General features: G+C 39.4%; 29 protein-coding genes. 15 read left to right on the top strand and 14 right to left on the bottom strand.

What is annotated here, in order from left to right; translation table 11 throughout:
* Positions 1 to 55 precede the first annotated feature (55 nt).
* The 4 genes from A3M5_RS0107095 (at position 56) to A3M5_RS0107080 (ending at position 4,288) form a co-directional block, all read left to right on the top strand.
* Positions 56 to 892, top strand: coding sequence for an ABC transporter ATP-binding protein (locus tag A3M5_RS0107095; protein WP_018393070.1), 837 nt, complete (start codon positions 56 to 58; stop codon positions 890 to 892).
* A gap of 79 nt (positions 893 to 971) precedes the next feature.
* Positions 972 to 1,940: an ABC transporter substrate-binding protein gene (locus A3M5_RS0107090; RefSeq protein WP_018393069.1), complete on the top strand. Its 969-nt coding sequence runs from the start codon at positions 972 to 974 to the stop codon at positions 1,938 to 1,940.
* A 65-nt stretch (positions 1,941 to 2,005) separates the two neighbouring features.
* Positions 2,006 to 2,974, top strand: a complete 969-nt coding sequence (locus A3M5_RS0107085) for an ABC transporter substrate-binding protein (protein WP_018393068.1) — start codon at positions 2,006 to 2,008, stop codon at positions 2,972 to 2,974.
* A gap of 258 nt (positions 2,975 to 3,232) precedes the next feature.
* Positions 3,233 to 4,288 (top strand): NAD(P)/FAD-dependent oxidoreductase, encoded by a 1,056-nt coding sequence (locus A3M5_RS0107080; RefSeq protein WP_018393067.1) that lies wholly within the window; start codon positions 3,233 to 3,235, stop codon positions 4,286 to 4,288.
* 162 nt (positions 4,289 to 4,450) lie between these two features.
* On the opposite strand, the gene A3M5_RS0107075 is transcribed toward A3M5_RS0107080, so the two are convergent.
* On the bottom strand, positions 4,451 to 6,073 hold the full coding sequence (locus A3M5_RS0107075) for an ABC-F family ATP-binding cassette domain-containing protein (protein WP_018393066.1): 1,623 nt from the start codon (positions 6,071 to 6,073) through the stop codon (positions 4,451 to 4,453).
* A gap of 205 nt (positions 6,074 to 6,278) precedes the next feature.
* Between A3M5_RS0107075 and A3M5_RS0107070 the strand changes: the two genes are divergently transcribed.
* The 10 genes from A3M5_RS0107070 to A3M5_RS22450 all read left to right on the top strand — a co-directional run bounded on the left by A3M5_RS0107070 (position 6,279) and on the right by A3M5_RS22450 (position 13,282).
* The gene (locus A3M5_RS0107070) at positions 6,279 to 6,992 is read left to right on the top strand and encodes a phosphoadenylyl-sulfate reductase (protein ID WP_026221619.1); all 714 of its coding nucleotides are present in this window, start codon (positions 6,279 to 6,281) and stop codon (positions 6,990 to 6,992) included.
* Positions 6,993 to 7,056: 64 nt separating this feature from the next.
* Positions 7,057 to 8,196, top strand: a complete 1,140-nt coding sequence (sat, locus tag A3M5_RS0107065; protein ID WP_018393064.1) for a sulfate adenylyltransferase — start codon at positions 7,057 to 7,059, stop codon at positions 8,194 to 8,196.
* Between the two features lie 14 nt (positions 8,197 to 8,210).
* Entirely contained in the window at positions 8,211 to 8,804 is a 594-nt protein-coding gene (gene cysC, locus A3M5_RS0107060) for an adenylyl-sulfate kinase (RefSeq protein WP_018393063.1), read from the top strand.
* Positions 8,805 to 8,817: 13 nt separating this feature from the next.
* A complete protein-coding gene (locus tag A3M5_RS26585; protein WP_155894762.1) occupies positions 8,818 to 8,928 on the top strand; it encodes a DUF3906 family protein in 111 nt (36 codons plus the stop codon).
* 118 nt (positions 8,929 to 9,046) lie between these two features.
* Entirely contained in the window at positions 9,047 to 9,823 is a 777-nt protein-coding gene (gene cobA / locus A3M5_RS0107055; RefSeq protein ID WP_018393062.1) for a uroporphyrinogen-III C-methyltransferase, read from the top strand.
* Positions 9,820 to 10,569 carry a sirohydrochlorin chelatase gene (locus tag A3M5_RS0107050; RefSeq protein WP_018393061.1) on the top strand — a complete coding sequence of 250 codons (750 nt, stop codon included), beginning with the start codon at positions 9,820 to 9,822 and terminating at the stop codon, positions 10,567 to 10,569. Before cobA ends, A3M5_RS0107050 begins: the two co-directional genes overlap by 4 nt.
* The gene (locus A3M5_RS0107045; RefSeq protein ID WP_018393060.1) at positions 10,554 to 11,174 is read left to right on the top strand and encodes an NAD(P)-dependent oxidoreductase; all 621 of its coding nucleotides are present in this window, start codon (positions 10,554 to 10,556) and stop codon (positions 11,172 to 11,174) included. The genes A3M5_RS0107050 and A3M5_RS0107045 overlap by 16 nt, the downstream gene beginning before the upstream one ends.
* A gap of 18 nt (positions 11,175 to 11,192) precedes the next feature.
* Entirely contained in the window at positions 11,193 to 12,095 is a 903-nt protein-coding gene (locus tag A3M5_RS0107040; protein ID WP_018393059.1) for a sulfite exporter TauE/SafE family protein, read from the top strand.
* A gap of 119 nt (positions 12,096 to 12,214) precedes the next feature.
* Positions 12,215 to 12,358, top strand: a complete 144-nt coding sequence (locus A3M5_RS25270) for a PEP/pyruvate-binding domain-containing protein (RefSeq protein WP_018393058.1) — start codon at positions 12,215 to 12,217, stop codon at positions 12,356 to 12,358.
* A gap of 558 nt (positions 12,359 to 12,916) precedes the next feature.
* On the top strand, positions 12,917 to 13,282 hold the full coding sequence (locus tag A3M5_RS22450; protein ID WP_018393057.1) for a tyrosine-type recombinase/integrase: 366 nt from the start codon (positions 12,917 to 12,919) through the stop codon (positions 13,280 to 13,282).
* Between the two features lie 338 nt (positions 13,283 to 13,620).
* On the opposite strand, the gene A3M5_RS0107025 is transcribed toward A3M5_RS22450, so the two are convergent.
* From A3M5_RS0107025 to A3M5_RS0107000, 5 genes are all read right to left on the bottom strand, one after another.
* Positions 13,621 to 13,902, bottom strand: a complete 282-nt coding sequence (locus tag A3M5_RS0107025) for a hypothetical protein (RefSeq protein WP_018393056.1) — start codon at positions 13,900 to 13,902, stop codon at positions 13,621 to 13,623.
* Positions 13,903 to 13,912: 10 nt separating this feature from the next.
* A complete protein-coding gene (locus tag A3M5_RS0107020; protein WP_018393055.1) occupies positions 13,913 to 14,302 on the bottom strand; it encodes an SHOCT-like domain-containing protein in 390 nt (129 codons plus the stop codon).
* Positions 14,303 to 14,315: 13 nt separating this feature from the next.
* Positions 14,316 to 14,681 carry a DUF2089 domain-containing protein gene (locus tag A3M5_RS0107015; RefSeq protein ID WP_018393054.1) on the bottom strand — a complete coding sequence of 122 codons (366 nt, stop codon included), beginning with the start codon at positions 14,679 to 14,681 and terminating at the stop codon, positions 14,316 to 14,318.
* A gap of 819 nt (positions 14,682 to 15,500) precedes the next feature.
* On the bottom strand, positions 15,501 to 16,460 hold the full coding sequence (locus tag A3M5_RS0107005) for an aldolase catalytic domain-containing protein (RefSeq protein ID WP_018393052.1): 960 nt from the start codon (positions 16,458 to 16,460) through the stop codon (positions 15,501 to 15,503).
* 321 nt (positions 16,461 to 16,781) lie between these two features.
* Entirely contained in the window at positions 16,782 to 17,411 is a 630-nt protein-coding gene (locus A3M5_RS0107000; RefSeq protein ID WP_018393051.1) for an MBL fold metallo-hydrolase, read from the bottom strand.
* Between the two features lie 139 nt (positions 17,412 to 17,550).
* On the opposite strand from A3M5_RS0107000, the gene A3M5_RS0106995 reads away from it, so the two are divergent.
* Positions 17,551 to 18,234 (top strand): DUF421 domain-containing protein, encoded by a 684-nt coding sequence (locus A3M5_RS0106995; protein WP_018393050.1) that lies wholly within the window; start codon positions 17,551 to 17,553, stop codon positions 18,232 to 18,234.
* 191 nt (positions 18,235 to 18,425) lie between these two features.
* Here A3M5_RS0106995 and A3M5_RS0106990 read toward each other — a convergent pair whose 3' ends face one another.
* The 8 genes from A3M5_RS0106990 to A3M5_RS0106950 form a co-directional block, all read right to left on the bottom strand.
* On the bottom strand, positions 18,426 to 19,286 hold the full coding sequence (locus tag A3M5_RS0106990; protein ID WP_018393049.1) for a DUF421 domain-containing protein: 861 nt from the start codon (positions 19,284 to 19,286) through the stop codon (positions 18,426 to 18,428).
* Between the two features lie 33 nt (positions 19,287 to 19,319).
* On the bottom strand, positions 19,320 to 19,526 hold the full coding sequence (locus A3M5_RS0106985; protein ID WP_018393048.1) for a DUF1657 domain-containing protein: 207 nt from the start codon (positions 19,524 to 19,526) through the stop codon (positions 19,320 to 19,322).
* Positions 19,527 to 19,602: 76 nt separating this feature from the next.
* Positions 19,603 to 20,613, bottom strand: coding sequence for a stage V sporulation protein AD (gene spoVAD, locus A3M5_RS0106980; protein ID WP_018393047.1), 1,011 nt, complete (start codon positions 20,611 to 20,613; stop codon positions 19,603 to 19,605).
* Positions 20,613 to 21,092: a stage V sporulation protein AC gene (spoVAC, locus tag A3M5_RS0106975; RefSeq protein WP_018393046.1), complete on the bottom strand. Its 480-nt coding sequence runs from the start codon at positions 21,090 to 21,092 to the stop codon at positions 20,613 to 20,615. The genes spoVAD and spoVAC overlap by 1 nt, the downstream gene beginning before the upstream one ends.
* A 97-nt stretch (positions 21,093 to 21,189) precedes the next feature.
* Entirely contained in the window at positions 21,190 to 21,393 is a 204-nt protein-coding gene (locus A3M5_RS0106970; protein ID WP_018393045.1) for a DUF1657 domain-containing protein, read from the bottom strand.
* A 631-nt stretch (positions 21,394 to 22,024) separates the two neighbouring features.
* Positions 22,025 to 23,212 carry an acyl-CoA dehydrogenase family protein gene (locus A3M5_RS0106960; protein WP_018393044.1) on the bottom strand — a complete coding sequence of 396 codons (1,188 nt, stop codon included), beginning with the start codon at positions 23,210 to 23,212 and terminating at the stop codon, positions 22,025 to 22,027.
* A 275-nt stretch (positions 23,213 to 23,487) separates the two neighbouring features.
* Positions 23,488 to 24,342: a dimethylarginine dimethylaminohydrolase family protein gene (locus A3M5_RS0106955; RefSeq protein WP_018393043.1), complete on the bottom strand. Its 855-nt coding sequence runs from the start codon at positions 24,340 to 24,342 to the stop codon at positions 23,488 to 23,490.
* Between the two features lie 126 nt (positions 24,343 to 24,468).
* The gene (locus tag A3M5_RS0106950; protein WP_018393042.1) at positions 24,469 to 25,500 is read right to left on the bottom strand and encodes an FUSC family protein; all 1,032 of its coding nucleotides are present in this window, start codon (positions 25,498 to 25,500) and stop codon (positions 24,469 to 24,471) included.
* Positions 25,501 to 25,565: the final 65 nt, after the last annotated feature.

Raw genomic sequence — 25,565 nt, 5'->3', positions numbered from 1 at the left:
TCGCTGGAAAAAGCGGATTTTAGAAGATGATTAGATTGATAGGAGGAGAAAGAAAATGGCTGATCGTTTATCAACTAAAGACTTAACTATTGGCTATGGGGAAAATATCATCGTCGATAAGCTGAATTTGTCTGTGCCGAATGGGAAAATTACCGCTTTAGTAGGAGCCAATGGTTCTGGCAAGTCAACTATTTTGAAAACGATGGCACGTATTATGACACCTATTAATGGGGGAGTAATGCTTGACGGGCAGATGATTCATAAGAAGTCAACAAAAGAAGTGGCTAAGGATTTAGCCATTTTGCCGCAAAATCCAATTGCACCAGATGGATTAACCGTATATGAGCTGGTGGGCTATGGCCGCTATCCGCATCAGAAAGGGTTAGGCACAATGACCAAGGAAGACCGGAATATCATTCATTGGGCGATTAAAGTAACTGGAATGACAGAATTTTATGATCGGGCTGTTGACCAGTTATCAGGAGGGCAACGCCAGCGAGCATGGATTGCGATGGCGCTTGCTCAGCAGACAAGCATTTTGTTTCTTGATGAACCGACGACTTTCCTTGATATGGCTCATCAGCTTGAAGTACTGAAATTGCTGCAAAAGTTGAATGAAGAGGAGCAAAGAACGATTATTATGGTCGTTCACGATTTGAATCATGCGACTAGATTTGCCCATCATATGGTGGCAATCAAATCAGGAACAGTGGTGAGCGCAGGAACACCAGAAGAAGTGGTCACTCCTGATGTGCTGCGTAAAGTGTTTGCGATCGAAGCAGATATTATCACTGACCCACGCACAGGCGGTCCACTTTGCCTGCCTTATGAGCTGGCAGATGGGGCAGAAAAGAAACAAACAAACATAAAAGAACCAGCAGCTATTTGTTAAAAAAATCGGTGCGGGGTTGTCTTGGAAAAGAGTCAAACACCTCGCTCTTGGTAAAACAGAGAAGAAGGGTTGAGTTAATATGATGAAACAGAATGTAAAGAGAACAGGATCATGGATGTTGCTTATATGTTTGATGTTCATTCTTGCTGCTTGTTCAAGTGAAGGAGCAAGCAATGAAAGTACAAGTGAGGCGACTGCAGAAAAAGATACAAATAAGACACGAATCATTTCCACGGTAACAGGCGATGTTGAAGTACCTGTCAATCCCGAACGCGTAATTGTCGATTGGGACCTCGGTCATGTACTTGCACTTGGAGTCGAACCAATCGGTGCTTCCAAAACGATTCTAGATTATGGTCAATTTCTTACGCCATATGTAACCGATCGGACAGAGGATATCGGACAGGATGGACAAGTGTCGGTGGAAAAAATGCTTGAATTACAACCAGATTTAATTATTACTTGGGACCGTAATGCGGTTGAACAATACAGTAAAATTGCCCCAACGGTCGTATTTGAAACACAAAATTATGACAACATTCATGAAGAAATGACGGCAATGGGGGAAATTTTGAATAAACAAAAAGAAGCAGAAGAATGGCTTGCTAATTTTGATAAACGGGTCGCAGCCGCTCAGGCAAAAATCGAAGAAGTGATTCCAGAAGGCGCTACCTTCTCTATTATTGACGTAGGTACGACTAAATCGACCATTGTTGTCGGTGAAACAGGAGAGCGAGGCGGAGATGCCCTATATCAAATTTTAGGAGTTACACCGCATCCGCTGGTCAAAAGCGAAATCATTGATAAGGATGAGAGCAGACTCGATGTATCATGGGAAAAAGTAGACGACTATGCCGGTGATTATATTTTTATGATCACAACAGGTGACGATACCCAGCCAGAGTTGCCGAGCGTTTGGAATTCGCTCGATGCTGTGAAAAATCATCACGTATATGAACTAAATATTAAAAAATATTTCACTAGTGATCCATTATCAGCACTGTTACAAGCAGAGGAAATGGCTGAAATGTTAGTAAAAGGGAATTAAAACATTTCGTAACAGTAATTTGAACTAAAGGATCATAGTAATTTAGCCATAAAGGAGAAATCAAAATGAGAGGAAAAACAATTTTTTACCCATTATTCATTGTAATATTATTTTCGGCTATTTTAGCTGGTTGTGGTGAAAAAGTAGCCAATACCTCTGATACACAGCCCGAGGATAATCAGGAGGAAACAACAAGAATCTATAAAGATGTAACAGGTAGAGAAGTAGAGATCCCGATCAATCCGAAGCGTGTATTAACGACGCAATACCTCGATGCAATGTTAGCGCTTGGCGTTAAGCCGATTGGCGCACCTACTCACGTATTGGATAACGATTATTTAGGTGAATTACAAGAGGGTGTAGAAGACATTGGAAGTCCTTTTTCCATAGAGAAAGTGTTGGAATCAGCACCTGACTTGATAATTTCTGCGGATCCTGAAGAAGTGGAACAGTTAAGCAAAATTGCACCGACTGTTGTGATTCCTTGGCAATACGGCGATGTATATACTCAACTAAATGAGGTTGCTCGCATCTTAGGTAAAGAAAAGGAAGCCGATGCTTGGCTCGCAAATTTAAATACAAAAGCAGCTGAAGGTAGAGAAAAAATTGCTGGGGATTTTGGAGAAGATGAAGTTTTTTCCATTTTCATGACGTATGGTAAAGATAGTCTAAGACTTTATGGTGCACGGAATATAGGTCATGTGTTTTACCGCTTATTAGAATTGACACCTCCACCTTTTATTCAAGAAAAGCTTGCGAAAGATCCTAATTTTGCAGAGTTTGTTTATGATGATATCTCGATGGAGAAGCTGCCTGACTATGCAGGTGATCATATTATTATGTTAGCCTATGATCAAGAAACAAAAGATGAAGGAGGTATGTTCTATCATATTGAAAACAGCGCTTTGTGGAAAAACTTAGCTGCTGTACAAAATAATAAAGTCAATTACATTGATGATGATCCATGGTTTACGTATGCACCGATTGCCATCGAGAAGTCATTGGATGAAGCGATAGAGTTATTATCCAAATAGAATAATCCCCCCACTTAATTTTCATCAGAAAATTAAGTGGGGGTTTCTAACGTATTGAACATTTCTGGCACTTAACGTTAGTGGAGCTGTCAGATCAGTGAGTTAAACACAGACCCAGCTCCGCTATCCTATTGTTTTTATGATGGAGGGTGGCATTGTTGGAGGTCATGATAAGTTTGTTAGTTATACAAGAAGCTCGCAGCAGGCTTCATCGTGCTCAATTTGGAATCTAATATAAATAAGTATGGGGGAATCGAGATGGTGGAAGAATTAGAGTTATTTGATGTAACGATTATTGGCGGAGGACCTGCAGGGTTGTATACAGCTTTTTATAGTGGAATGCGTGATTTAAAAACTAAAATTATTGAGTATGGACCAAAGCTTGGGGGCAGAGTGCTCATTTATCCTGAAAAAGTGATTTGGGATGTTGGTGGAGTTACCCCAATTCTAGGAGAACAATTAATCGCTCAGTTAGAAGAGCAAGCGAGAACTTTCGATCCAACGATTGTGTTGAATCAACAAGTCGTTGGGTTGGAGAAATTGAAGGACGGAACCTTTATTTTGACGGCTGCAACAGGTGAGAAGCATCATTCGAAAACGGTGATATTAGCTGTAGGATATGGTGTCTTGACAATGCAAAAGCTAGAAATTGAAGGAGCAGACCGCTATGAGGTAACAAATTTACACTATACAGTACAAGAACTGGAGGTATTTCGTGACAAACATGTGCTGATCTCTGGAGGTGGAAACTCAGCAGTTGACTGGGCAAATGAATTAGAAACAATCGCTGCAAGTGTAACAGTCGTCCATCGGCGTAATGACTTTGGAGGACATGAAAAGAATGTCATCAAGATGAAAGAGTCTTCTGTGGATGTACGTTCGCCTTATGAAGTGGTACAGCTGCATGGTAATGGAGATACCATAGATCAGGTATCCATGTCCCATATAGAAACAGGTGAAGTCGAGAGAATCACTGTGGATGCGGTCATTGTCAATCATGGTTTGAAATGTGATTACGGTCCATTAACCGAATGGGGATTAGAAATGAAAGAGGATGTAGCGATTGTGAATAGCAAAAGGGAGACAAATATTCCTGGTGTATATGGTGCTGGAGATTTCATTGACCATGAGAGCAAGGTGAGATTGATTGCAGGGGCATTCACGGATGGAATACTTGCGTTGAATAGCGCTAAGTTACGTATTGAGCCGGATGCACCGAAAGTAGCGTATGTGTCCTCACATAATATCCGATTTAAAGAACGAAACAAAAAGCTTGGTTTAGATGACGAAAATTATAGAGATGTAGAAGGATAATAGAGAAGTCTTGCTTAAAGGCATTATGACGATCAAAAATAATCAAGAAAAGCCAACCAATTTAAGCCTACTCCTTTTGACAAAGAGTAGGCTTAAATTGGTTATTTCATTATTTTACTTAATCGTTACTTAGTACTTATACAAAAAAGAACCTTCTTTATCTTATGATGCATACATCGCTTTTACTTTTTTCTGTAGCTCATCATCATCTAAATATTCATCATACGTGACTGATTTATCGACGATGCCTTTCGGTGTAAGGTCGATAATACGATTAGCTATCGACTGTACGAACTGATGGTCATGAGAAGCGAAAATGAGTGATCCTTTAAAATTGATCAATCCGTTATTAAGGGCTGTAATCGATTCAAGATCAAGATGGTTCGTCGGCTCATCAAGAAGCAAAACGTTTGAACCGGACAGCATCATTTTTGACAGCATACAACGTACTTTTTCGCCACCAGAAAGGACACTAGCTTTTTTCAACGCTTCTTCGCCCGAGAAAAGCATCCGGCCAAGGAATCCACGCAGAAAGCTTTCACTTTCATCTGCCGGAGAATATTGACGAAGCCATTCCACAAGTGTCATATCCGATCCATCAAAGTAATCGGAGTTGTCTTTCGGGAAATAGGCTTGTGTCGTTGTCACGCCCCATTTGTAAGTGCCTTCGTCCGGCGCCATTTCACCTGCTAAAATTTTAAAGAGGGTTGTTTTCGCCGCTTCATTTGTACCAACAAGGGCAATTTTATCATCTTTGTTCATAATAAAACTCACGTTATCAAGCACTTTAACACCGTCAATTGTTTTTGATAAACCTTCTACACGAAGGATATCATTGCCGATTTCGCGTTCAATCTGAAATTGAACGTACGGATAGCGGCGTGATGACGGGCGAATATCGTCAAGCGTAATTTTTTCGAGTGACTTTTTACGTGATGTTGCCTGTTTTGATTTTGATGCGTTTGCGCTAAAACGGGCAACAAACGCTTGAAGTTCCTTAATTTTCTCTTCTTTTTTCTTATTCGAATCCGCTTGTAGTCTTTGTGCTAATTGGCTGGATTCATACCAGAAATCGTAGTTCCCGGCATAAATTTGAATTTTTGCAAAATCAAGATCGGCTATATGCGTACATACTTTATTCAAAAAGTGACGGTCATGGGATACAACGATGACGGTATTCTCAAAGTTAATTAAAAATTCTTCGAGCCAACGGATTGCTTGAATATCAAGATGGTTGGTCGGCTCATCGAGTAAAAGAACGTCTGGTTTGCCGAACAAAGCTTGTGCAAGAAGTACTTTTACTTTGTCTGAACCGTCTACATCTGCCATCTTCTTATCGTGAAGTGATTCAGGAATTCCAAGACCTGACAACAAAATCGCCGCTTCGGATTCTGCTTCCCACCCGTTCATATCTGCGAATTCACCTTCAAGTTCTGCAGCACGCATTCCATCTTCATCTGTGAAATCCGCTTTCATATAAATAGCGTCTTTTTCTTTCATCACCTCATATAAACGGGCATGGCCCATCATGACTGTTTCAAGTACGCCAAATTCTTCATATTCAAAGTGATTTTGTTTTAACACAGCAAGCCGTGAATCTTTCGGGATCGATACGTGGCCTGTTTGCGGCTCAAGATCACCTGACAAGATTTTCACAAATGTGGATTTACCTGCCCCATTCGCACCGATCAAGCCATAGCAGTTACCTGGTGTGAATTTCAAGTTAATATCTTCAAACAATTTCTTATCGCCAAAGCGAAGACTAACATCTTGTACTGTAATCAAATTTTTTATCCTCCCAAAATGAATTCATCAAATCTAATTATATCATCACCTGACTGAAAAAAGAACATATACAATATTGAATACACTTATCAGAAAGATAAAATGAGTTTTTTTAATCCCGAGTATATAAATGGGATTGACTTTACACCATTTTCTGATAAACTGAATTCATCCATAAAGAGACATAATGAATGGGGTGGAACAAATGATTACGTTTGAATCATGGAATGACGCACAGGCACAGATTCCTGACTTTCCAGCAGATTCGGAAACGAAAGGCGCGCTTGAAACGCTGCGATGGGCCTATGAGACATATGGAGAGAAACTCGTTTACGCTTGCAGCTTCGGTATTGAAGGCATTGTCCTTATTGATTTAATTGCACAAATTAAACCGGATGCTGAAATTGTTTTTCTCGATACCAATTATCATTTTAAAGAAACGTACGAAACGATTGATAAAGTAAAAGCACGGTATCCACAACTAAACATCCGTATACAACAGCCTGACCTGACTATTGAAGAGCAGGCAGCACAGTTCGAACCGGATCTATTTAAAACAAATCCGAATAAATGCTGTGAGATCCGTAAAATCATTCCGCTTCAAAAAGCACTCGCGCCATCGACAGCCTGGATTTCAGGACTTCGCCGCGAGCAGTCGGAATCAAGAGCCAATACGAATTACTTAAATCTTGATAAACGATTTGAAAAAATTAAAGTGTGCCCGCTTATTCACTGGACGTGGAAAGAAGTATGGCGCTACGTAACGAAGCATGAGCTTGACTACAACGTTCTTCACGATCAAGGATATCCTAGTATTGGCTGTGCACCGTGCACAAAACCAGCATTTTCAATTGATGACATTCGTTCTGGCCGTTGGACCGGTTCGGGAAAAACAGAATGTGGTCTGCATACAACGTAATTTTTTTTGAATACAATACCAAGTATCTATATATGATTTCAACTATATCGGAGGTTTAATACACATGACAAACATTGCTGCCCATGGAGGCCATCTAATTAATCAGTACCAGCCAGATCTTGATTTGTCCGGAATTACGAAAGAAGTGGAGCTTGATGCTACAGCATTAAGCGACCTTGAATTAATCGCAACCGGCGCATTTAGCCCGCTTACCGGATTTTTAACAGAAAAAGATTACGACCTTGTCGTTAAAGACATGCGTCTCGCAAACGGTACAGTATGGAGCCTGCCAATTACACTTCCCGTCACAGATGCATCGGACTACACAGTAGGTGATGCTGTTCTATTAAAACAAAAAGGAATTGTTTACGGTGTTTTAAATATTACCGACATTTATAAACCTGATCAAAAATTCGAAGCACAAAACGTGTACAAGACGACTGAAGAAGCGCATCCAGGCGTGAAAAAGTTATATGACCGAGGCCATATTTATCTCGGTGGACCGGTGACTCTTGTCAAACGCATTGAGCGTAAACAATTTGCAGAGTTTTACTTCGATCCTTCTGAAACACGTCGCATTTTTAACGAAAACGGATGGAACAAAATTGTTGGGTTTCAAACACGTAATCCAGTTCACCGGGCGCATGAATATATTCAAAAGTCAGCGCTTGAAATTGTAGATGCGCTTCTATTAAATCCGCTCGTTGGCGAAACGAAGTCAGATGATATTCCAGCTGATATTCGTATGGAAAGCTATCAAGTATTGCTTCGTGACTATTACCCGGCGGACCGTGTGAAGCTTGCTGTATTCCCGGCCGCAATGCGCTACGCTGGACCGCGTGAAGCAATTTTCCATGCAATTGTCCGTAAAAATTACGGCTGTACTCACTTCATCGTAGGCCGCGACCATGCAGGCGTTGGTGATTATTACGGCACATACGAAGCACAAGAAATTTTCTCAAACTTTACGGCAGAAGAAATCGGCATTACACTTTTATTCTTTGAACATAGCTTCTACTGCGAAAAATGCGGCAACATGGCGTCTTCGAAAACTTGCCCGCACGGCAAGGAAGATCATGTGATTCTTTCTGGTACAAAGGTGCGTGAAATGCTTCGTTCCGGTCAAATTCCACCGGCAGAATTTAGCCGTAAAGAAGTGGTTGAAGTATTGATTCGCGGAATGAAAGAAACAGCGCATAGCTAAGGGGGAGAATCATAATGGCTGAAAATATCGTCTGGCATGAACAATCACTAACAAAAGAAGAACGCCGCACAAAAAGTGGACACCATAGCTCGGTTCTTTGGTTTACTGGGCTGTCTGGTTCCGGCAAATCGACTGTTGCGAATGCAGCGGCACGCCGCTTGTTTGATCTTGGTGTGAACACGTACGTCCTTGATGGGGATAACGTTCGCCACGGTTTAAATAAAGATCTTGGTTTTTCCGATGAAGCGCGTAAAGAAAACATTCGCCGTATTGGTGAAGTAGCCAAGTTATTTGTAGACAGCGGTCAGCTCGTCTTTACTGCGTTCATCTCGCCATTCCGTGAAGACCGCGATACCGTTCGCGCTCTTCTTGAAGATGGTGAATTTATTGAAGTATTTGTTGAATGTCCGATTGAAAAATGCGAAGAGCGTGATCCAAAAGGATTATATAAAAAAGCACGAGCAGGTGAAATCCCTGAGTTTACAGGTATTACATCTCCTTATGAAGCACCAGATAAACCAGAACTTGTGTTAAATACCGATCAGTACACTGTTGATGAGTGTGTCGATCAGCTTGTTGATTATTTAAAGAGTAATAACTGGTTATAATTAAAGAAATCGTATAACAAGCGGGGAAACGGTACAGGCCGTTATCCTCGCAGGTGATGATTTAAAAGTATTCAGCCAGGTCGATGACGAGCTAGAGATGTTTTATTTCTTGCTCCCTGACTAGGAAGAAATTACGGTGTATGAAAAAACGCATCCGCGGTGGAGTAGGCTTCATATGGCCTGCTCCCGGAACGGATTCGAAATAGAGAAGATCAACGCACAATGAACGGGGAGGTGGCACGATGGGCAAAATTTGGCTTGTCGGTGCAGGACCGGGTGATCCGGATTTAATTACAGTAAAAGGTTTAAATGCAATCAAGCAAGCTGATGTCATTTTGTATGACCGTTTAATCAGCATGGAACTGCTTGATCATGCAAAAACAGGAACCGAGCTGATTTTTTGCGGAAAACTGCCGGACCGTCATTTTGTTCAACAAGAAAACATTAACGAACTTCTTGTTAAACATGCTAAAGAAGGCAAGCAAGTCGTCCGTTTAAAAGGCGGCGATCCATATGTCTTCGGACGCGGTGGTGAAGAAGCAGCGTTCGCTGCCCATCACGGCATTGCATTTGAAGTAATCCCTGGTATTACATCAGGTATTGCAGCCCCTGCCTATGCCGGTATCCCTGTTACTCACCGTGATCATGGTGCATCGTTTGCCATTGTAACCGGCCACCGAAAGACAGGTGCGGATGAAGAAATGAAATGGGCCTCTCTTGCCAAAGGAATCGATACAATCGCCATTTACATGGGCGTTAAAAATCTCCCTTACATTCAAGAGCAACTCATCAAGCACGGTAAACCGCCGGAAACACCAGCTGCTCTTATTCACTGGGGGACGACGGCGAAGCAGCAAACAGTCACAGGCACACTCGTAAACATTTATGAGGTCGCTCAAAAAGAAGGCATTACAAATCCAAGTATGATCATTGTCGGTGAAGTCGTAAAAATGCGCGATCAACTGCAATGGTTTGAAGAAAAAGATGGAGCTTTGACACGAGGGGGCAGTGAACAATGAGAGCAATTCTCTACATTTGTCATGGTACCCGTGTAAAAGAAGGAGCTAAGCAAGCAGCGGCGTTTATTGAAGAAACAATGCCGCTTGTCGATGCTCAAATTCAAGAAATCTGTTATTTAGAGCTTTCGGACCCATCGATTGCGGAAGGTTTAGCGAGATGCGTACAAAAAGGGGCCACGGAAGTCATTGCCATGCCGTTTCTTTTGTTAACAGCGGGTCATGCGAAAAAAGACATTCCAGAAGAACTTAAAAAAGCAGCACAGCACTATCCTAATCTTATGATTCGCTACGGACGCCCGCTTGGTGTGCATGAACATATTGTTGATGTACTAATCGATCGAATGAAAGAAGCGGCACCTTTTCAGGAAGATGCATGTGTATTGCTCGTAGGACGAGGAAGCAGTGATCCCGAAACGAAACAGGACTTCGACCAGATTAGCCGTCTTTTTAAAGAAAAAACCAAGTTATCCGATGTATATATCGGATATTTAGCAGCCTGTGAACCAACGTTTGAAGATGCCTTGTATGAATTAGCTGCAATGAAGTCAAGACAGCTCTTTATCGTCCCATACTTGCTTTTTACAGGCATTTTAACGAAAACAATGGATCGTGAAGTGAGAAAACTTCAAACAGAGGCAGAGGTGCATTTATGCCGTCATCTCGGCTACGACCCAATGCTTGGTCAAATACTGGCACAGCGTGTTGAAGAAGCGTTTTATGAGGTACCGTCATGTTTCCAATCATGATTGACCTTACTAATCAAAAGGTTGTTATTGCAGGAGGCGGACCGATCGCGCTTCATAAAATCGAAAACCTGCTTCGTTTCGGTATTTGTGCACATATTATTAGTCCTGAATTTCATCCATCGATTGAACAGCTCGCCGCTAAAGAAAAAGTCATTCTACATCGAAAAAAAGTGGAATGGAACGATTTAAAAGATGCTTTTTTAATCATGCTTGTAACGGATGATAAAGAAGCGAATGAACAAATGGCGGGACTTGCCAAAGAACATGGAAAGCTCGTTGTACATGCCGAACACAACGATCTTGGCAATGCACAAATTCCAGCCGTTCTCATTCGTGGCAAGCTCATGATCAGCGTCTCAACAGGAGGCGCAAGCCCTACCTTATCGAAAAACATCCGCAATCATCTCGAGGATCAATTTGATGAACGATATGAAACGTATCTTGATTTTTTATATGATACAAGACAGTATATTAAAAAACATGTCGACAGCCGCCATGAACGGCGGATATGGCTGAAAAAAGCAGCAGATTCACATTATCTCGATTACCCGGAAGAGCGGGAGCGGTACATAACAGAACTAACATCTGCTTATCCCGCTTTGTAGACAACAGGAGGAACAGTTATGGAACGTTTTTTAATTCTCGCACTCGTCGGACTTGCTGCTCAGCTCGTTGACGGGTCACTCGGAATGGGCTACGGCCTCACATCAACCACATTATTGCTCTCAGCAGGTATTGCACCGGCCATTGCATCTGCTTCTGTCCATATGGCAGAAGTCGTCACGACCGCCGCATCGGGCATGAGCCATCGACGTTTTGGCAACGTAGATAAAGCAATGCTAAAAAAATTAATTATCCCTGGCTCAATCGGCGCATTTGCCGGCGCCACTTTTTTGAGCAATTTGACTGGAGATAACGTGCGGCTTTACGTTTCCTCTTTTCTTCTTTGCCTTGGACTCTACATTCTGGCACGGTTTTTATTTTTTCAGGACGCTCGCAAACAAAATCCAAAACAGCTGACGAACCGTTTTTACGTTCCACTCGGCTTTGTAGGTGGGTTTTTCGATGCTAGCGGCGGGGGCGGATGGGGACCGATCGCAACACCTGCTCTTTTGTCTCAAAAAGGGATGCAGCCGCGTATGGTGATCGGAACCGTTGCAGCGAGCGAATTTGCCGTTGCGGCGTCTGCGACAATCGGCTTTATGATTTCTTTAGGACCATCACAGATCAATTGGCTCTGGGCAGGAGCGATCATGCTTGGCGGTATTATCGCAGCCCCATTTGCAGCCTGGATCGTTAAAAGCTTACCGACACGCGTTTTAGCAGTTATTGTCAGCGGTATGCTAATCATGACAAACTTAAATGCTATCTTAAACTACACAAGTATTCCTGCTTCAGCAGAGAAGTTTATCTTTATCGCACTTGTTGTCATCTGGATCCCACTTATTGGTTACATGATCAAAAAAGAGCGAATATCAGGAATGGATAAACACGTGGCTATAAATGTAAAAGAGAAAATATCCTAATGGATGTTTTCTTTTTTACATTTTGGCAACGGAAATTATTTCTGTCTGTTTAAAAGCAATTTCATTTATAGTTTCTTTGTTTTACATGTTATTAAACTTATTAATGAGGGTAAGTGAATATGATGGAAAAATATGTGCTGAAATTCAAGGAAATAGACAAGTCCTATTCACCATATGTAGGTGGAAAAGATGCAAATCTTGGTGAGATGACGAAAGCGGGTTTACCAGTTCCACAAGGATTTTGCGTGTCAACTTTTGCTTAGCAAATATTGGAGGGTAGTTCTAGTAAATAAAACAGTGATCTTTTTTGAGCTTGTTTTTGCAACTGCTACAAACACGTTAATATTCACCGGCCTGAATCAGTACTTATTTCTAATATACACGCAAGTATTATCAGTACTTATTTCTAATATACACGCAAGTATTTACTGTAAAGATGATCTTATAAGATCACGAGTATTTATTTAAATACCAATAACACAAATACACATAACTGGCAGCGAAAAAGCCAAACAGGATAAATTTGATGCCAGTTCAATAATCATATAAAAAAAATCATTTTTTCTCAATATTAAAAGTTTACTTTTGAAATGAGAAATAACTTTATAACTAATGATAATAAATATTATGTTAACTTCAAACGAACATAAGAGGATTTAGGAACTAACGCTTCAAGTACCTATAATATATTATATCCTCCCCTTACTTTGTTTAAGTTGACTATAATATTTGGGGTCCATCCTCATAAGTCGACTAAATTACATAATTCATGGTATCGAACTTAATTCTTAGTTTGCCAGTATTGTCTAAAGGAAAGTTTTATGCAGTTAGATTTTACAGCTAGTATTGTAGCACCTAAAGATGATAAAAAGTTGCCAAAATACATGACAATCCAGGAGTTGACTAAATTATTTACTTATTTAGAAAAAAAATCGGGATCTTTGGCTCTAAGAAATGAATTAATGTTTAAATTATTAGCTACAACAGGCATGAGACGGCAAGAATTAGTGGACTTGATTTGGGAGCAAATTGATTTAGTTAATCAAACGATACTTGTTAGGGGTAAAGGAAAAAAAGAACGCCTTCTTCCCCCTCATCCGATCGTTTTACCCTTATTTCAAGAATACAAAAAAATACTTACTGACCAGCAAAATCATTATAAAAAGCCTATATCTTTTATTTCTTAGTAATTTAAGATGTAGGCTTTTCTTATCAAGCCCTTACGGGCTTAATATACATTTAACGCATAAGCTGTCTCTTTTGTTAAACTAACGCACCTGTTTGTTTAAGTACAATTTATCACAATGTGAGTCGGTATAATTCATTTATAAGTGAATTATACTTTCAGTTCTGATTATAAAGTCTATTTCGTTAAGTAGAAGTGACACTTCACTAATTTAGTGAAGAATAGTTCTTTTAAAACTAAATAACTTTATTGTCTTTTTACAATTTTCTCGGTATTGTAAGCGAGAAATTAGCTTTTTCTTCAAAATTCCAGTCAGTGGTCGGTGTATTCTATAATAAATTATAGTCTAACCTTAACCTCAGTACCGTCCTTAGCTTTGACATCTACTAGCACGATCCCCTTATAATTTTTCAGTTCCTTGACGATAGGCTTTAGCGTTTTTTTGTCTATTAGTGGAAAGGTAAAGTCCAGTTTTTTTCTTTCGAAGTGCTCTTTTGTCCATTTGTTTGCATTTTGCTGAAAAAATTTTGAAGACAAAATTGAAATAACAATGTTTAAAATAGCATATGGAATTGGGATGGTAAACCGAACGTCTTTTGCTTTCACTTTGACATGCATCATAAGCAAATCACTAATCAATGATGACCGAAACAGTATCCCCGTTTGCCGATTTAATATCAACAATTTGGCCATCTAATTCGTTTTCGATTGCTTCAATAATAAGGCTTATGTCTATATCTTTAACGTATTTTTCCGATTGAGGAATACTCGCTGCGATGCTGTGTCCAGCCATTAATACTACCTTGACAAGTTTTATAGGCAAATTGACCGTGACGTTATCATTTTCGGCTGATACAACACGAATTTTTAATGTTTTATCTAAATATTTAGTCGGTTTTTCAAAAAGCTTATTACCTGTTTCTTCTTTCTCTTTTAATACTTGAATCAGTTCTGATCCCTTATCTGCATCAATCTTCCCTTCTTGAACCATTGTTAACACTCTTGTAATTTCCTCTTTCATGATAAATTCCTCCCTATTCCTCTTTTAAGAGCTTAATGGCTTCTTCTGGTGTGATTTCGCCATTTTCCAACATGGTGACAACTTTTTTCTCGTCTACTTCATTTTTCTTCTTCTGCACATATCCAAGGGATGAAATGATGTCTGTTAGCTTTCCTCGAACCGTTGGATACGAAATCCCCAGTTCCTTTTCAACTTCTTTGATATTCCCTCTGCATGTTAAAAATACTTCCACAAAATGAAGCTGATCCTTTGATAAGGATGCCAGCTTAGATAATTCAAATTCATTTTCAATCGTAGTGTGACAATGAGAGCACTGCAACTTTGTAATTTTCAATGTTTTACTGCAGACAGGACAATTTGTAATTACTTTATAAGCCATAATGAAATTCCTTCCTTTTAGTTAATTCGATTATATAACAAGGAATTAAAAATATAAATAATAAAATTTAAATTTTTAATCAAAAAAATCAATAATATTAATTTATTATTTAATATTATTGATTATCCATTTTCATTATTCATTCAAGTATTATATTTACCATAATGGTTGAAATTGTAAACATTCCTCTTGGTGAAAATACCCAGTTACATAGTGAGCACGATTACTTAGACTTTGAGATGCTGATTAATAATCCATGGATATTTGATATTAATATTCCAACTGATGGTGATTCAGCAGTCGTTAGCATTGATGTATTATTTAATGATTTAGAACTTGAAAATTATTAAGCTTACGGGTTGATTAATCTCCGATTATGTAGTGATTTGAGGACTTAGTCTATATTTTAGTTATTCCAGAATAGGGCGCTATTGTTGAATAAAACTTAGATTTTTAAGTGAAGTATCTTATATCGAAAATTAAACAACTATATTTTAACCCCGTCCTAAATTTAGAACGGGGTTATGCTTGTTTTAGGTTTTAAAATTAAATAACTTTATTGTCTTTTTACACTAAGATTAAAAAAACCTTCTCCTGTTTTCTATCCGAATTTTAATACAATACTTATAGTACTAACCTGCCCCGTTAGTGCCATAAGAAAAAGGCTGCCTCAGCAACCTCTCTTATTGAAGTAAAGCACCCGTTAGTTCAAGTACAATCATTCACAATCATGCTAACCTGCCTCTTGGTTCCATAATAAAAAGAACCGCCCGCAGGCAACTGTAAGATACCAATATGAATTGCAGTTAATAATATAATCTACTTCGATGCTGAGGCCAAAGTGACTTCGGGTATTGTTACCTTGTCATAAAAATCTACAAATTTATCCCGATCTGCACTGTCACGGTAAGCCATGGCGACACGCGGGTGTTCGTTAAGCACACCAGAGATCATGTAAGGGATGATATAGCCCCATTCCCACTTTTGACGCATTTCTAACATGTGCTTTTCAATGACGCCTAGAACTGGCTTAATTTCATAACGTGGTTTTTGTATGTAGCTAACGAGAAGCTCTGTGTTACAGTTACCCGCCGCACGACCCATGCCATAAACAGACGAATCAAGGAAAGTAACCCCATTTTGCATCGCAGTTAATGTATTGGCGAATGCCAGCTGCATATTGTTATGCGTATGGATCCCAAGCTGTTTGTTAGGAATCATCGATTGAAACTTTTTCACTTGATGCTCAATATCCGCAGGATCTAAGCTCCCAAAGGAGTCCACGATATACACAACATCTACGGGGCTTTCTTTCACCAATTCAAACGCTTCAATAAGCTGATTCTCAGGCACGCTGGATAAAGCCATAATGTTGAGCGAAGTCTCATAACCCAAATCATGGAACATTTGTACAAGCTCTAAGCCTTTATCCACTTCACGGACATAGCATGCTACTCGAATCATATCTAAAACACTTTGCTCACGCGGCAGAATGTCATTTGAGTCTACACGCCCGATATCTACTAATGCTGATAGCTTCGTGAACTTTTTCTCAGGGATAATTTCTTTCAGGAAATTATCGTCAAGAAATCTCCACGGATTGGGCTCAGTCGCGTTAAGAAGCCTCGCTGAGTTTTTATAGCCGATTTCCATGTATTCAACACCTGCTGCACTTAGACCATTATACAGGTCTTGAACAAATTCAATGCTGAAATCCCAATTGTTGACTAAACCTCCATCACGGATGGTACAGTCTAAAATTTTGCTGCGTTGTTCCATAGTTGTAACTTCCTCCTGTTGATTAAGCTCATTAATCATATTATTTTTTAATATTTATGCTTTATATCATGATTCATTTAAAGGTGTCAAACTTATTTTTCAAAGATAAAAACCATTTTAACACCATTCGGCCTTTCATTCAGGAATGATTTTAAAATTCGATTGGCCTTATTTTTTCATCACACATTGGATTAATATTCATCCCTCAGAATGTAAATGCGCTATTTATCGTCAAAATATTCAACATCCTGTATTTCTATTCAAATCAGGAGCAAATGAACTGATTTTGTTGTTGCTCTATCTATATCTTTAAAGCACGAGTTACTTTAAAAAAGGATTGTGATCTAATTCCTGACCAATCGTTGTGACACCATCGTGTCCAGGTAATACATATGTATCTTTAGGCAATATTAAAAGTTTGTTATGGATACTTTTTAAAAGTTGTTCTTCTTGACCGCCTGGCAGATCGGTGCGGCCAATTCCACCCTCAAAGAGCGTATCTCCGACGATAATAAAGCCATCTTCCTTAAAATAAAAGCTAACGCCTCCTGGAGAATGACCGGGAGTTTCATACAAATAAAAGGAGATACCTCCAATTGAAAGCTGTCCATCTTTTGTAAACAACTGATCTGCCTGGTTCACAATGATTGGCTGAATCCCTTCATAATTAGACGATCCATTTAATGAAGGATTCGACAACCATTTTTTTTCGGCTCGATGAAGATACACAGGTATGCTGTAACCTTCACGGATCGGATCCACTGCACCGATATGATCAAAATGGGCATGTGTAAGCAGGATGGCCTTTGGCTGCAGCCCTTTCTTTCTTATAAACTGACGAATTTTATGTTCCTCTTCGCCAGGATCGATGATTAAACAAGACCTTTCATCGTTATAGACAATATACGCATTTGTTGGAAGCGGCCCAAGTGGCAGCTGAATCCATTCCATCATGTCACCTCTTAATTATAAGTGTACCATGATTTATATAAAATTTTAATGAATTGCCGCATTAAATTACCCTTCAGACGTATAATCATTCCTTCTATATGTCCATACTGATAAAACGCTGAGAAAATAAGATGGGAGGATGGAAAACATTTTTATTGGTATGCTGACAATCAAAATTGTCGTCGGTTTTGCTGCCTTATTTTTTATTGTAATCCTAACAGGCAAAACATCTATCAATCAATTAACGCCCTATCACTTGGTTTTTGTGTTAGTACTTGGGGATTTATTAGGAAATACTTTATATGATGACACGGTGGAGCTTTATCATTTTTTATATGCAACTGGACTATGGACACTTTGCATGTTGGGAATAGAGTTTATCACACAAAAAAAGAAATCGACACGTTTTCTATTGGAGGGAAATCCATCTATTCTCATCCGTAATGGTATCTTGGACAGGGAAATGCTTAGTAAAAATAAATTAGATGTCAATGAAGTAGCGAGTTTACTTCGGCAAAACAATGTATTTTCCGTACGTGAAGTCAAATATGGTATATTGGAACAAAATGGTAATATAAGCATATTGCTGAAATCTAAGTATGAAAATCCGAACCGACAGGACCTTAATCTTCCAAGTAATCCTGTAGATCTGCCAGTCAGCTTGATTATCGATGGCGAAATTTTGAAGGATAATTTACAGGAAATTGGATTTGATCAGAAATGGTTGATTAAAGAACTACAGGCCAATGGATATCATGATGAAAAAGGGATCTTTTTTGCAGATTGGCGGGATAGTGAAGGTATTCATATAAGTCCTAAGTGAACTATCCTCCACTTATTGCCGGCTATGCTTACGTCAGGAAACTGGTTCTTCTTTTCGATATTGGTCGTGTACGACTGCATGTTGTTTCGCTTACTTTTAAATTTCAGTAAAATTTTATATAAATTTCCGTTTTTTTTAGCTAAAAAGCCACTGATTCGAACTCGAAATAGTGGCTTTCATCATGATTTAATTTACCCTTTTAAAATGTGTTCCACTTTATCAATGACTTTTTGTAACTTTTCACTGTTTTTGCTGTACATATCCTTGGCTTCTTTTTTTTCTGTTCCAAGAGCAAATAGCTCTAAGTCCGCCTGGCATTTTTTCATTGTTGCGAGCAGTAAAGGCATTTCTGTAGGAGGCGGGACTTCAATTTTATCGTCAAAAAGGTCAACGGTTAACTGCCCATAAGAATCCACCTGTCCAAGAAAGACATTTTCAATCGTAACGCCCAGTTTGTCCAGTTCGGTGTTTAACCAATTTCTGCTTTGATTGATGGTGGACAATGGCTCATCCAGTATTTTCCCATCCATTATGACAGTTTGTGGCTCTTTTATAGAAGCGACTTGTAAGTTTAAATCTTTAGGCGTCAACGGTTGGTTTTCTTTTTTTAGTAATATGCTCAAATCACCTGCCGCCTCTAATACAGCAAATTCAACATCAGAAACTTGAAAAACATCTTTTTTTCGAAGTAATTCCAATAATTCATCTATTGTATACCTTTCCTTTTTTAAATTGTCTTCCATAATTTTCCCGTTTTTAATGAAGACAACCCCTCTTCCTTCCATAAAATCGCGAAAGGCTTTGTTCTTTAATGAAATCCATCCAACTAAAAAGGGTATCCCTGCAAAAATGGCCAGTCCCAGAATACCGTGCAGAACGTTTTTTTCAACCCCTGTAACCAATTCCCCACCGATGCTTCCGATGGTAATACCAGTAACATATTCAAAAAAAGACAATTGAGAGAGCTGCCTTTTACCAAGTAACTTCGTCGTGGCAAAAAGAACCGTTAAAAACAATAAACTTCGCAGTACTACTTGTAACCACTCTGGCACTGCCTAACACCTCCTGCACACTGTAATCCTTTTTTAAAAACCTTTATACTGAGGTTCTTCTCGTTCTAATTCTCCAATCCGTTTTTTTAAATCGGTCACAATTTCGTTTACTTCCATCATCGCTTCGTGCAAAGTCCGCCTGGATTCATCGTCTTGCGTTCGCGAAGTTAAACTAGATAAGCTGGCTTCTGCGCCTTTGAGGCTAGCTAGACATTGTTTCACACTTGATGCAACAGTCATCCTATACTCTCCCTTCTTTTTTTCATTTAAATATCAATGGTGTCCCTTACAAAGAACGGAATACGATCAGATTGTGTTATTCATTCCCATATTCAATTGACACGGCATGAGCGATACAAGGTATCGTTTCACCTTGCTGAAAACTTAATGGCGACAATAAAGCCCCTGTCGCGACAACGAGCATTCGTTTGAATTCTCCGTTTTTCATGCGGTTTAACAAATGACCATACACAACCGTTGCTGAACATCCTGGTCCACTGGCTCCAGCCAGAACCGGCTGCCCTTCCCGATAAATCATCAGTCCACAATCCTTATATTGCTCTTCTTGTATAGGAGTCCCATGTTTTTTAAATAAATCAAGAGAAACTTCATGTCCAACTCGTCCAAGGTCTCCTGTTACAATCAAGTCGTAGTAGGAAGGATCGAGATTTCGCTCTCTTAAATGCGCCTCTATCGTATCGACGGCTGCCGGCGCCATCGCCCCTCCCATATTTAATGGATCGGTCAACCCCATATCAACGACACGGCCGATCGTTGCAGACGTCACGCGGGGACCTTTTCCCTCATCACTCAACAAAGCAGCTCCAGCCCCTGTTACTGTCCATTGTGATGTAGGCGGTTTTTGCGCTCCGTATTCAGTCGGATAGCGAAACTGCTTTTCAACCGCTGCGTTATGACTCGAAGCCCCTGTTAATAAATATTTGGCTCCTTTCGTGTTTACGATATAGGCGCCAAGAGCGAGCCCTTCCATAGAGGTTGAGCAGGCACCAAATAAACCGAGATACGGAGTCCCCAATGTCCCGCTGGCGAAACTTGTCGGTGTCATTTGATTAATGAGGTCTCCTCCAAGAAGAAACTGAACTTGCTCTTTTCTCAGGCCGCCTTTTTCCATTGCTTTTTGGCAAGCTTCTTCAAAAAGCACTCGATGGGCCTGTTCATACGTATCTTGTTTTAACCATAAATCAGAATGAAGAAGGTCAAAATCATTCGCAAGCATCCCGTTTGCCTCGAACGGTCCGCCTACCGTCCCAGTGGAGATAATAACAGGCTTTTGATCAAAGACCCATGTACGATGACCCGCTAACATTAAAAACCACCCCACTGTATCAAAATGATTTTGATCGTAGCAACCACGAAAGCGGAAAAAACGCCGAACAAAATGACAGAACCGGCTAATTTAAACATGTTACCACCTACACCTAGCACAAATCCTTCCGTCCGGTGTTCAATAGCAGCAGATATGACGGCATTTCCGAAGCCGGTAACCGGTACAGCCGATCCCGCTCCTGCAAATTGAGCAAGTCGATCATAAACACCAAAGCCTGTTAAAAGCATAACGATGAAAATTAAAGTTCCTACCGTTGGATGTGAAGCTGTTTGTTCGGTAAAATTGAAAAAAAATATATAAAAGAATTGGATGGCCTGCCCGATTAAAGAGATCAAACCACCTATAAAAAAAGCTTTTATGCAATTACGAACAACAGGTCTTTTTATTTCCCTCTGCTTTTGAAGAACTTGGTATTCCTGTTGAACAGGTGTTAATTCTTTCTTTTGATTATTTGACATATTTATACCACTTCCAGTTCTTTTTTCTTGTATGTGCCTTCAAATTGATAAATGGGAAAAAAGGCTGGTGAGAATAACCAACCTTTTCAGATCATTATTACTGTTTGTATTGAGGCTCTTCTTGTAAAATTTGCTCAATGCGCGGAGAGAAATTATCAATAATTGTCTGTGCTTGCTGAGCAGCATTCTGATAGAGCGTTTTCGCTTGTTGATTATCCGTACTAAGCGCAAACGTTTCAAAGCTTGCTTGGACCGTTTTAAGTCCGGCCATTGTTTGCTTTACATCATTAATTACTGTCATATTTAATTCCTCCTCGAAATCATTAAGAACAATATTAGAATGAGGTAAAAAAGTTTTTTTATGAATTGAAAATATATCCACTGACGAAAGCCGATTTTCTCATATCGATCATTCGCTAAATTAAATCGGTTTTATTTTTCTGGGAAATCGGGTATAATGGTGTTATAAATTTATTACATTAAAAAAGACCGTTTCGATGCTACAACATCGAAACGGTCATACAATAGTTGGTTCCCTAATAGGAGTCGACACCAAAACAGCTAAAACCGCCTGAGCCGACGAAACTCAAGGGCGGTTTTAGTCTTTTTTATAAAATGACAGAATCGACACAACCAGACCTGCAAACGCAACAGCGAACATAAGTGATTGAAAGACTGTCATACGGCATCACCTCCTCTCCACAATAAACATGGAGAAAGCATGCGCCGACCACCCTTGAGAAAACCTATACTATTGTTCCTCCATTATAACATCCTTTCACTCCCGGAAAAGAATCGAAATGTCTGTTTTTTATCCCTTTGCAAGACAGATATTCAGCATATATATTATTCATCAAAAAACAAGCAGATTCCTAAGAATCTGCTTGTTTTTTGATTACACTCCAATATACACTGATCCATTGCTTTATTGATTAAGAATAGGGTGTCTTTTCAGGCAACTGATCATTGAGAGCCCAATTTCCAATATCACGAATTTTATAATCAATCGGATCATGCAATGTGTGAGTTCTTACGTTTCGCCAAAAACGGTCAAACTGATATTGAGCTGAGGTAGCCCTTGCTCCCATCACTTCAAACATTCGATTTGTCACCTCTAAGGCCGTTTTCGCAACGGACACTTTTGCTGTTGCAATGACGATCCCGCACTCCCCTCGTTCCTGATCTGTTAACGACCACTCTTTTCCCCATACATCCTGCAAGGCATCTGCGGCATGTTGAGCGAGTGCAGCTGAAGCTTTTAATTGAACGAATAATTCTCCATATTGGCGAATCGTATAGGGGTCACTCGTTGCTTTCTCCACGTGAGAAGTCAGCCAAGGCCGAGTCACTTTTTTTGTATAGTTCTTTGCCTCTTCAAATGCCCCTTCCGCAACGCCAAGCATGACATGAACTAAAATTGTTTGGGCAATGTGTGTCCGTAATGTAGGAAATAAACTTTCGAGATGTTGTTCATGAAAATCAAGCACTTCCTCTTTCTTCAGTAACACTTCATTAAAAAGAACAGTCCCGCTGTCCGTTTGCCGCTGTCCAAAACTATCCCAATCATCTTTTATGATAATTCCTGTCCGGTTAGTCGGAATAACCGCAATAATCGGCCGATCATGATCTGGGCTCTTTGCTGAAATCAATAAGCGGTCAGAATCTTTTGCACCTGAACAAAAGCTTTTTTTCCCACTCAATAGCCATTGAGATCCTTCTTTCTTCAGCAGCAAATTTTCATCTCGAGGATTAAAGGCATTTCCCCAAAACAAATTCTTTTCGGCTGTTTCTGCGTAAAGCTTCTCTTTCTGTTGTTGAGATCCGAACAGATGGACAGATGTCAAACATAAAAAATGATATCCGAATAAATGGGCGATCGATCCATCTACTTTTGCGAGTTCACGTGTTAGTTGAAAAACAGTTTTCCATTCTTCTCCTTTTCCTCCTAGAGAGGTCGGAATAAGAAGTGAAAGCAATCCACTATCACGCAGTAGATCGCGCTCGACTTTTGCTGTTCCTCCTCGTTTATCTCGCTCGATTGCCGTTTTAGCAAATTCCATTGCTAATGAATTGGCAATCTGAAGGTAATCACGTTTTGTTTCTGTCGTTGCTCTATTCATTAATACAAGTCCTCCATTTTCAAATCAGATATATTTTTGATTTTCATACTCCTCTTCTCAAAAAGAGAGGCTCCCCATTCAAGATAAATTTTATCTTGAATGGGGAGCCTCCAGTAATCCGGTCGGCCTGCTAAATTTTCAAAATCTTTAATGACACTTTAAAACAAATTAAACCTATAAGTCAAGTGGTAATTAACGTTTTATTTTGAAACATGAACAAATTACCAAAGATTCGGGTAGAAGCCTCCTGAAATGACAGATGAAAACTATTTGTCTTATCCACGTAAAATTGGCAATGTACAGCAGCGAAAAGAGCCTCCTGATTTAATGATCTCTGAAATATCTACCTCAATCACATCATACCCCCGCTCTGTAAGGCGATTGTTTACATCATGATTTCCCATTAAACTAAACACTTTTTTTCGTCCGATTGAAAGCACATTCGTTCCAAGTGTAAACTGTTCTTTTTCAGTCACTTCGATCAAATCAAATCGCGATGATAGCATCTTTACAGTATTATGGTCAATCGCTTCTGGAAAAATTAATGCCTCATTTGGCGAGATAATATTAAAAACGCAGTCTAAATGCAAATATTTTTCATTAAATGAAATGGGGATTATTTCGTAATCAGGGAGTATGCCTTTTAACTGATGAATCGCTCCTTCATTTGTCCGGCTGCTCATCCCAATATAGAGAGTGTTCCCATCAACAATAACATCTCCGCCTTCAATCGAATGTTCACTCAGATTGAGAAATGAAATATGCTCTGTTTTAAGCCATTTTTGCAGTTCATTTTCCTCTCCTTGCCTGATGTCAGCTGCCATTTCAGCAGTAAAAATTGTTTGGCCGATTGTAAATCCAATATCTCTTGTGAAAACTTGTTCCGGGTAGTGCTGGAAGGATGGAAGCTTAATGACTTCTACCCCGTGATCGCTAAGCAATTGACTAAATTGACCGTGCTGTTTCATCGCACGACCAACATTAATATTTTCGTTTTTAAAATGCTCCTGTGTTTCATTAATAACCTCACGAATGGCCATAAATTGAGGTTCACATAAAATGACTTTTTGGAGTTCATCATATTCGTTATTACATTGAATTCGCTTAGGTCGATTTGAAACAACTATCATTTTGTACCCTCCCAGGACGTATATATTTTCAATATATTCTTCCCTTCTGTCATACAAATGTAAACAAATGTTCTTTCCTTTTATACTTTACTTATCCATTAAAGGATATTTTAGGAATATTAAAATTTACTTATTCCTTCCCTTATAATACTGATCGATTAATTGATCCAATCGCTGTAAATGAAACGTATATTCCACTATAGAAGAGGCAATAATGAATAGCCGCAATTTTTGATCTTTGTTTTGGATGTACCGTTCCAATGCTTGTTCGAAAAATATTCCGCTTTGGCCCGATATACCCTGGTCAATACGATCTTCCTGCTCCTTTATTTTCCCCTCATATTTCAAAAATAAATATTCGTGATACCTCGTCAGCTGTTCAAGATGTGCGTCGAATAGATGATCTTCCTCGGCTGTCGCCTTGCTCTGAAAATAGTGCTCTTCAATGTTTTCTAATACTTCTTCCCCTTGTTGAAGCGTTTTTAACATTTGTTTAAATACAACGAATTCTCTCACATCGACCGGTTTTAATTTTGCCATTTTTGCTCTTTCTTCATCGAAGATCTTAAATTGCTCTTCTAACTTTCGAACGTCAGTCTGTAACTTTTTGCTGTGTTCTTGAAATGATGTCTCAGTCATCTCGTTTGAAATAGCTGTGCGTAGAAGCAGTGACATATTTTGGAAAATGGACTGCGCTTTTTCCAAGTAATTCACCTTGTATTTTGGAGGTAATATGAAAAGGTTAACGAGCAGCGCTGATCCAATCCCAACCATAATAATGAAAAAGCGGTTCATCGTAAAAAAGAGCTCCTCATTTCCTGGCGCACTCATAATTGCTAACACTGTAACGAGTGTGAGCGGGATCGTACTTTCCATCTTCAATTTTAAACTTAAAGAAATAACCAACACGATGACGAATCCAATCATAATTGGATTATCCCCTAAAAAATAAATTGAAAAGAGAGCAACTGCTGCACCTAATGTATTCGTTATAATCTGGTCAAACATCTGTCTCCATGTACGATAAATCGACGGCTGGACCGTGAATATCGCGGCTACTCCTGCAAATACAGCAGGTTCCAAATTCAAAATAAAGCATATGTATAATGCCAATGTAACAGCAATCCCTGTTTTCAGTACACGTGGTCCTAAAGTCATCACTCTATCTCCATTCTGTTAAATATACAAATAAATAAAGACACTTCCACTTGATTTTAGTGAAA

This window comes from Bacillus sp. 37MA, from assembly GCF_000372765.1.
Classification (GTDB): domain Bacteria; phylum Bacillota; class Bacilli; order Bacillales; family Domibacillaceae; genus Domibacillus; species Domibacillus aminovorans.
The sequence above is the reverse complement of the archived record's forward strand: the minus strand, read 5'-3'. Positions and strand labels throughout refer to the sequence as shown.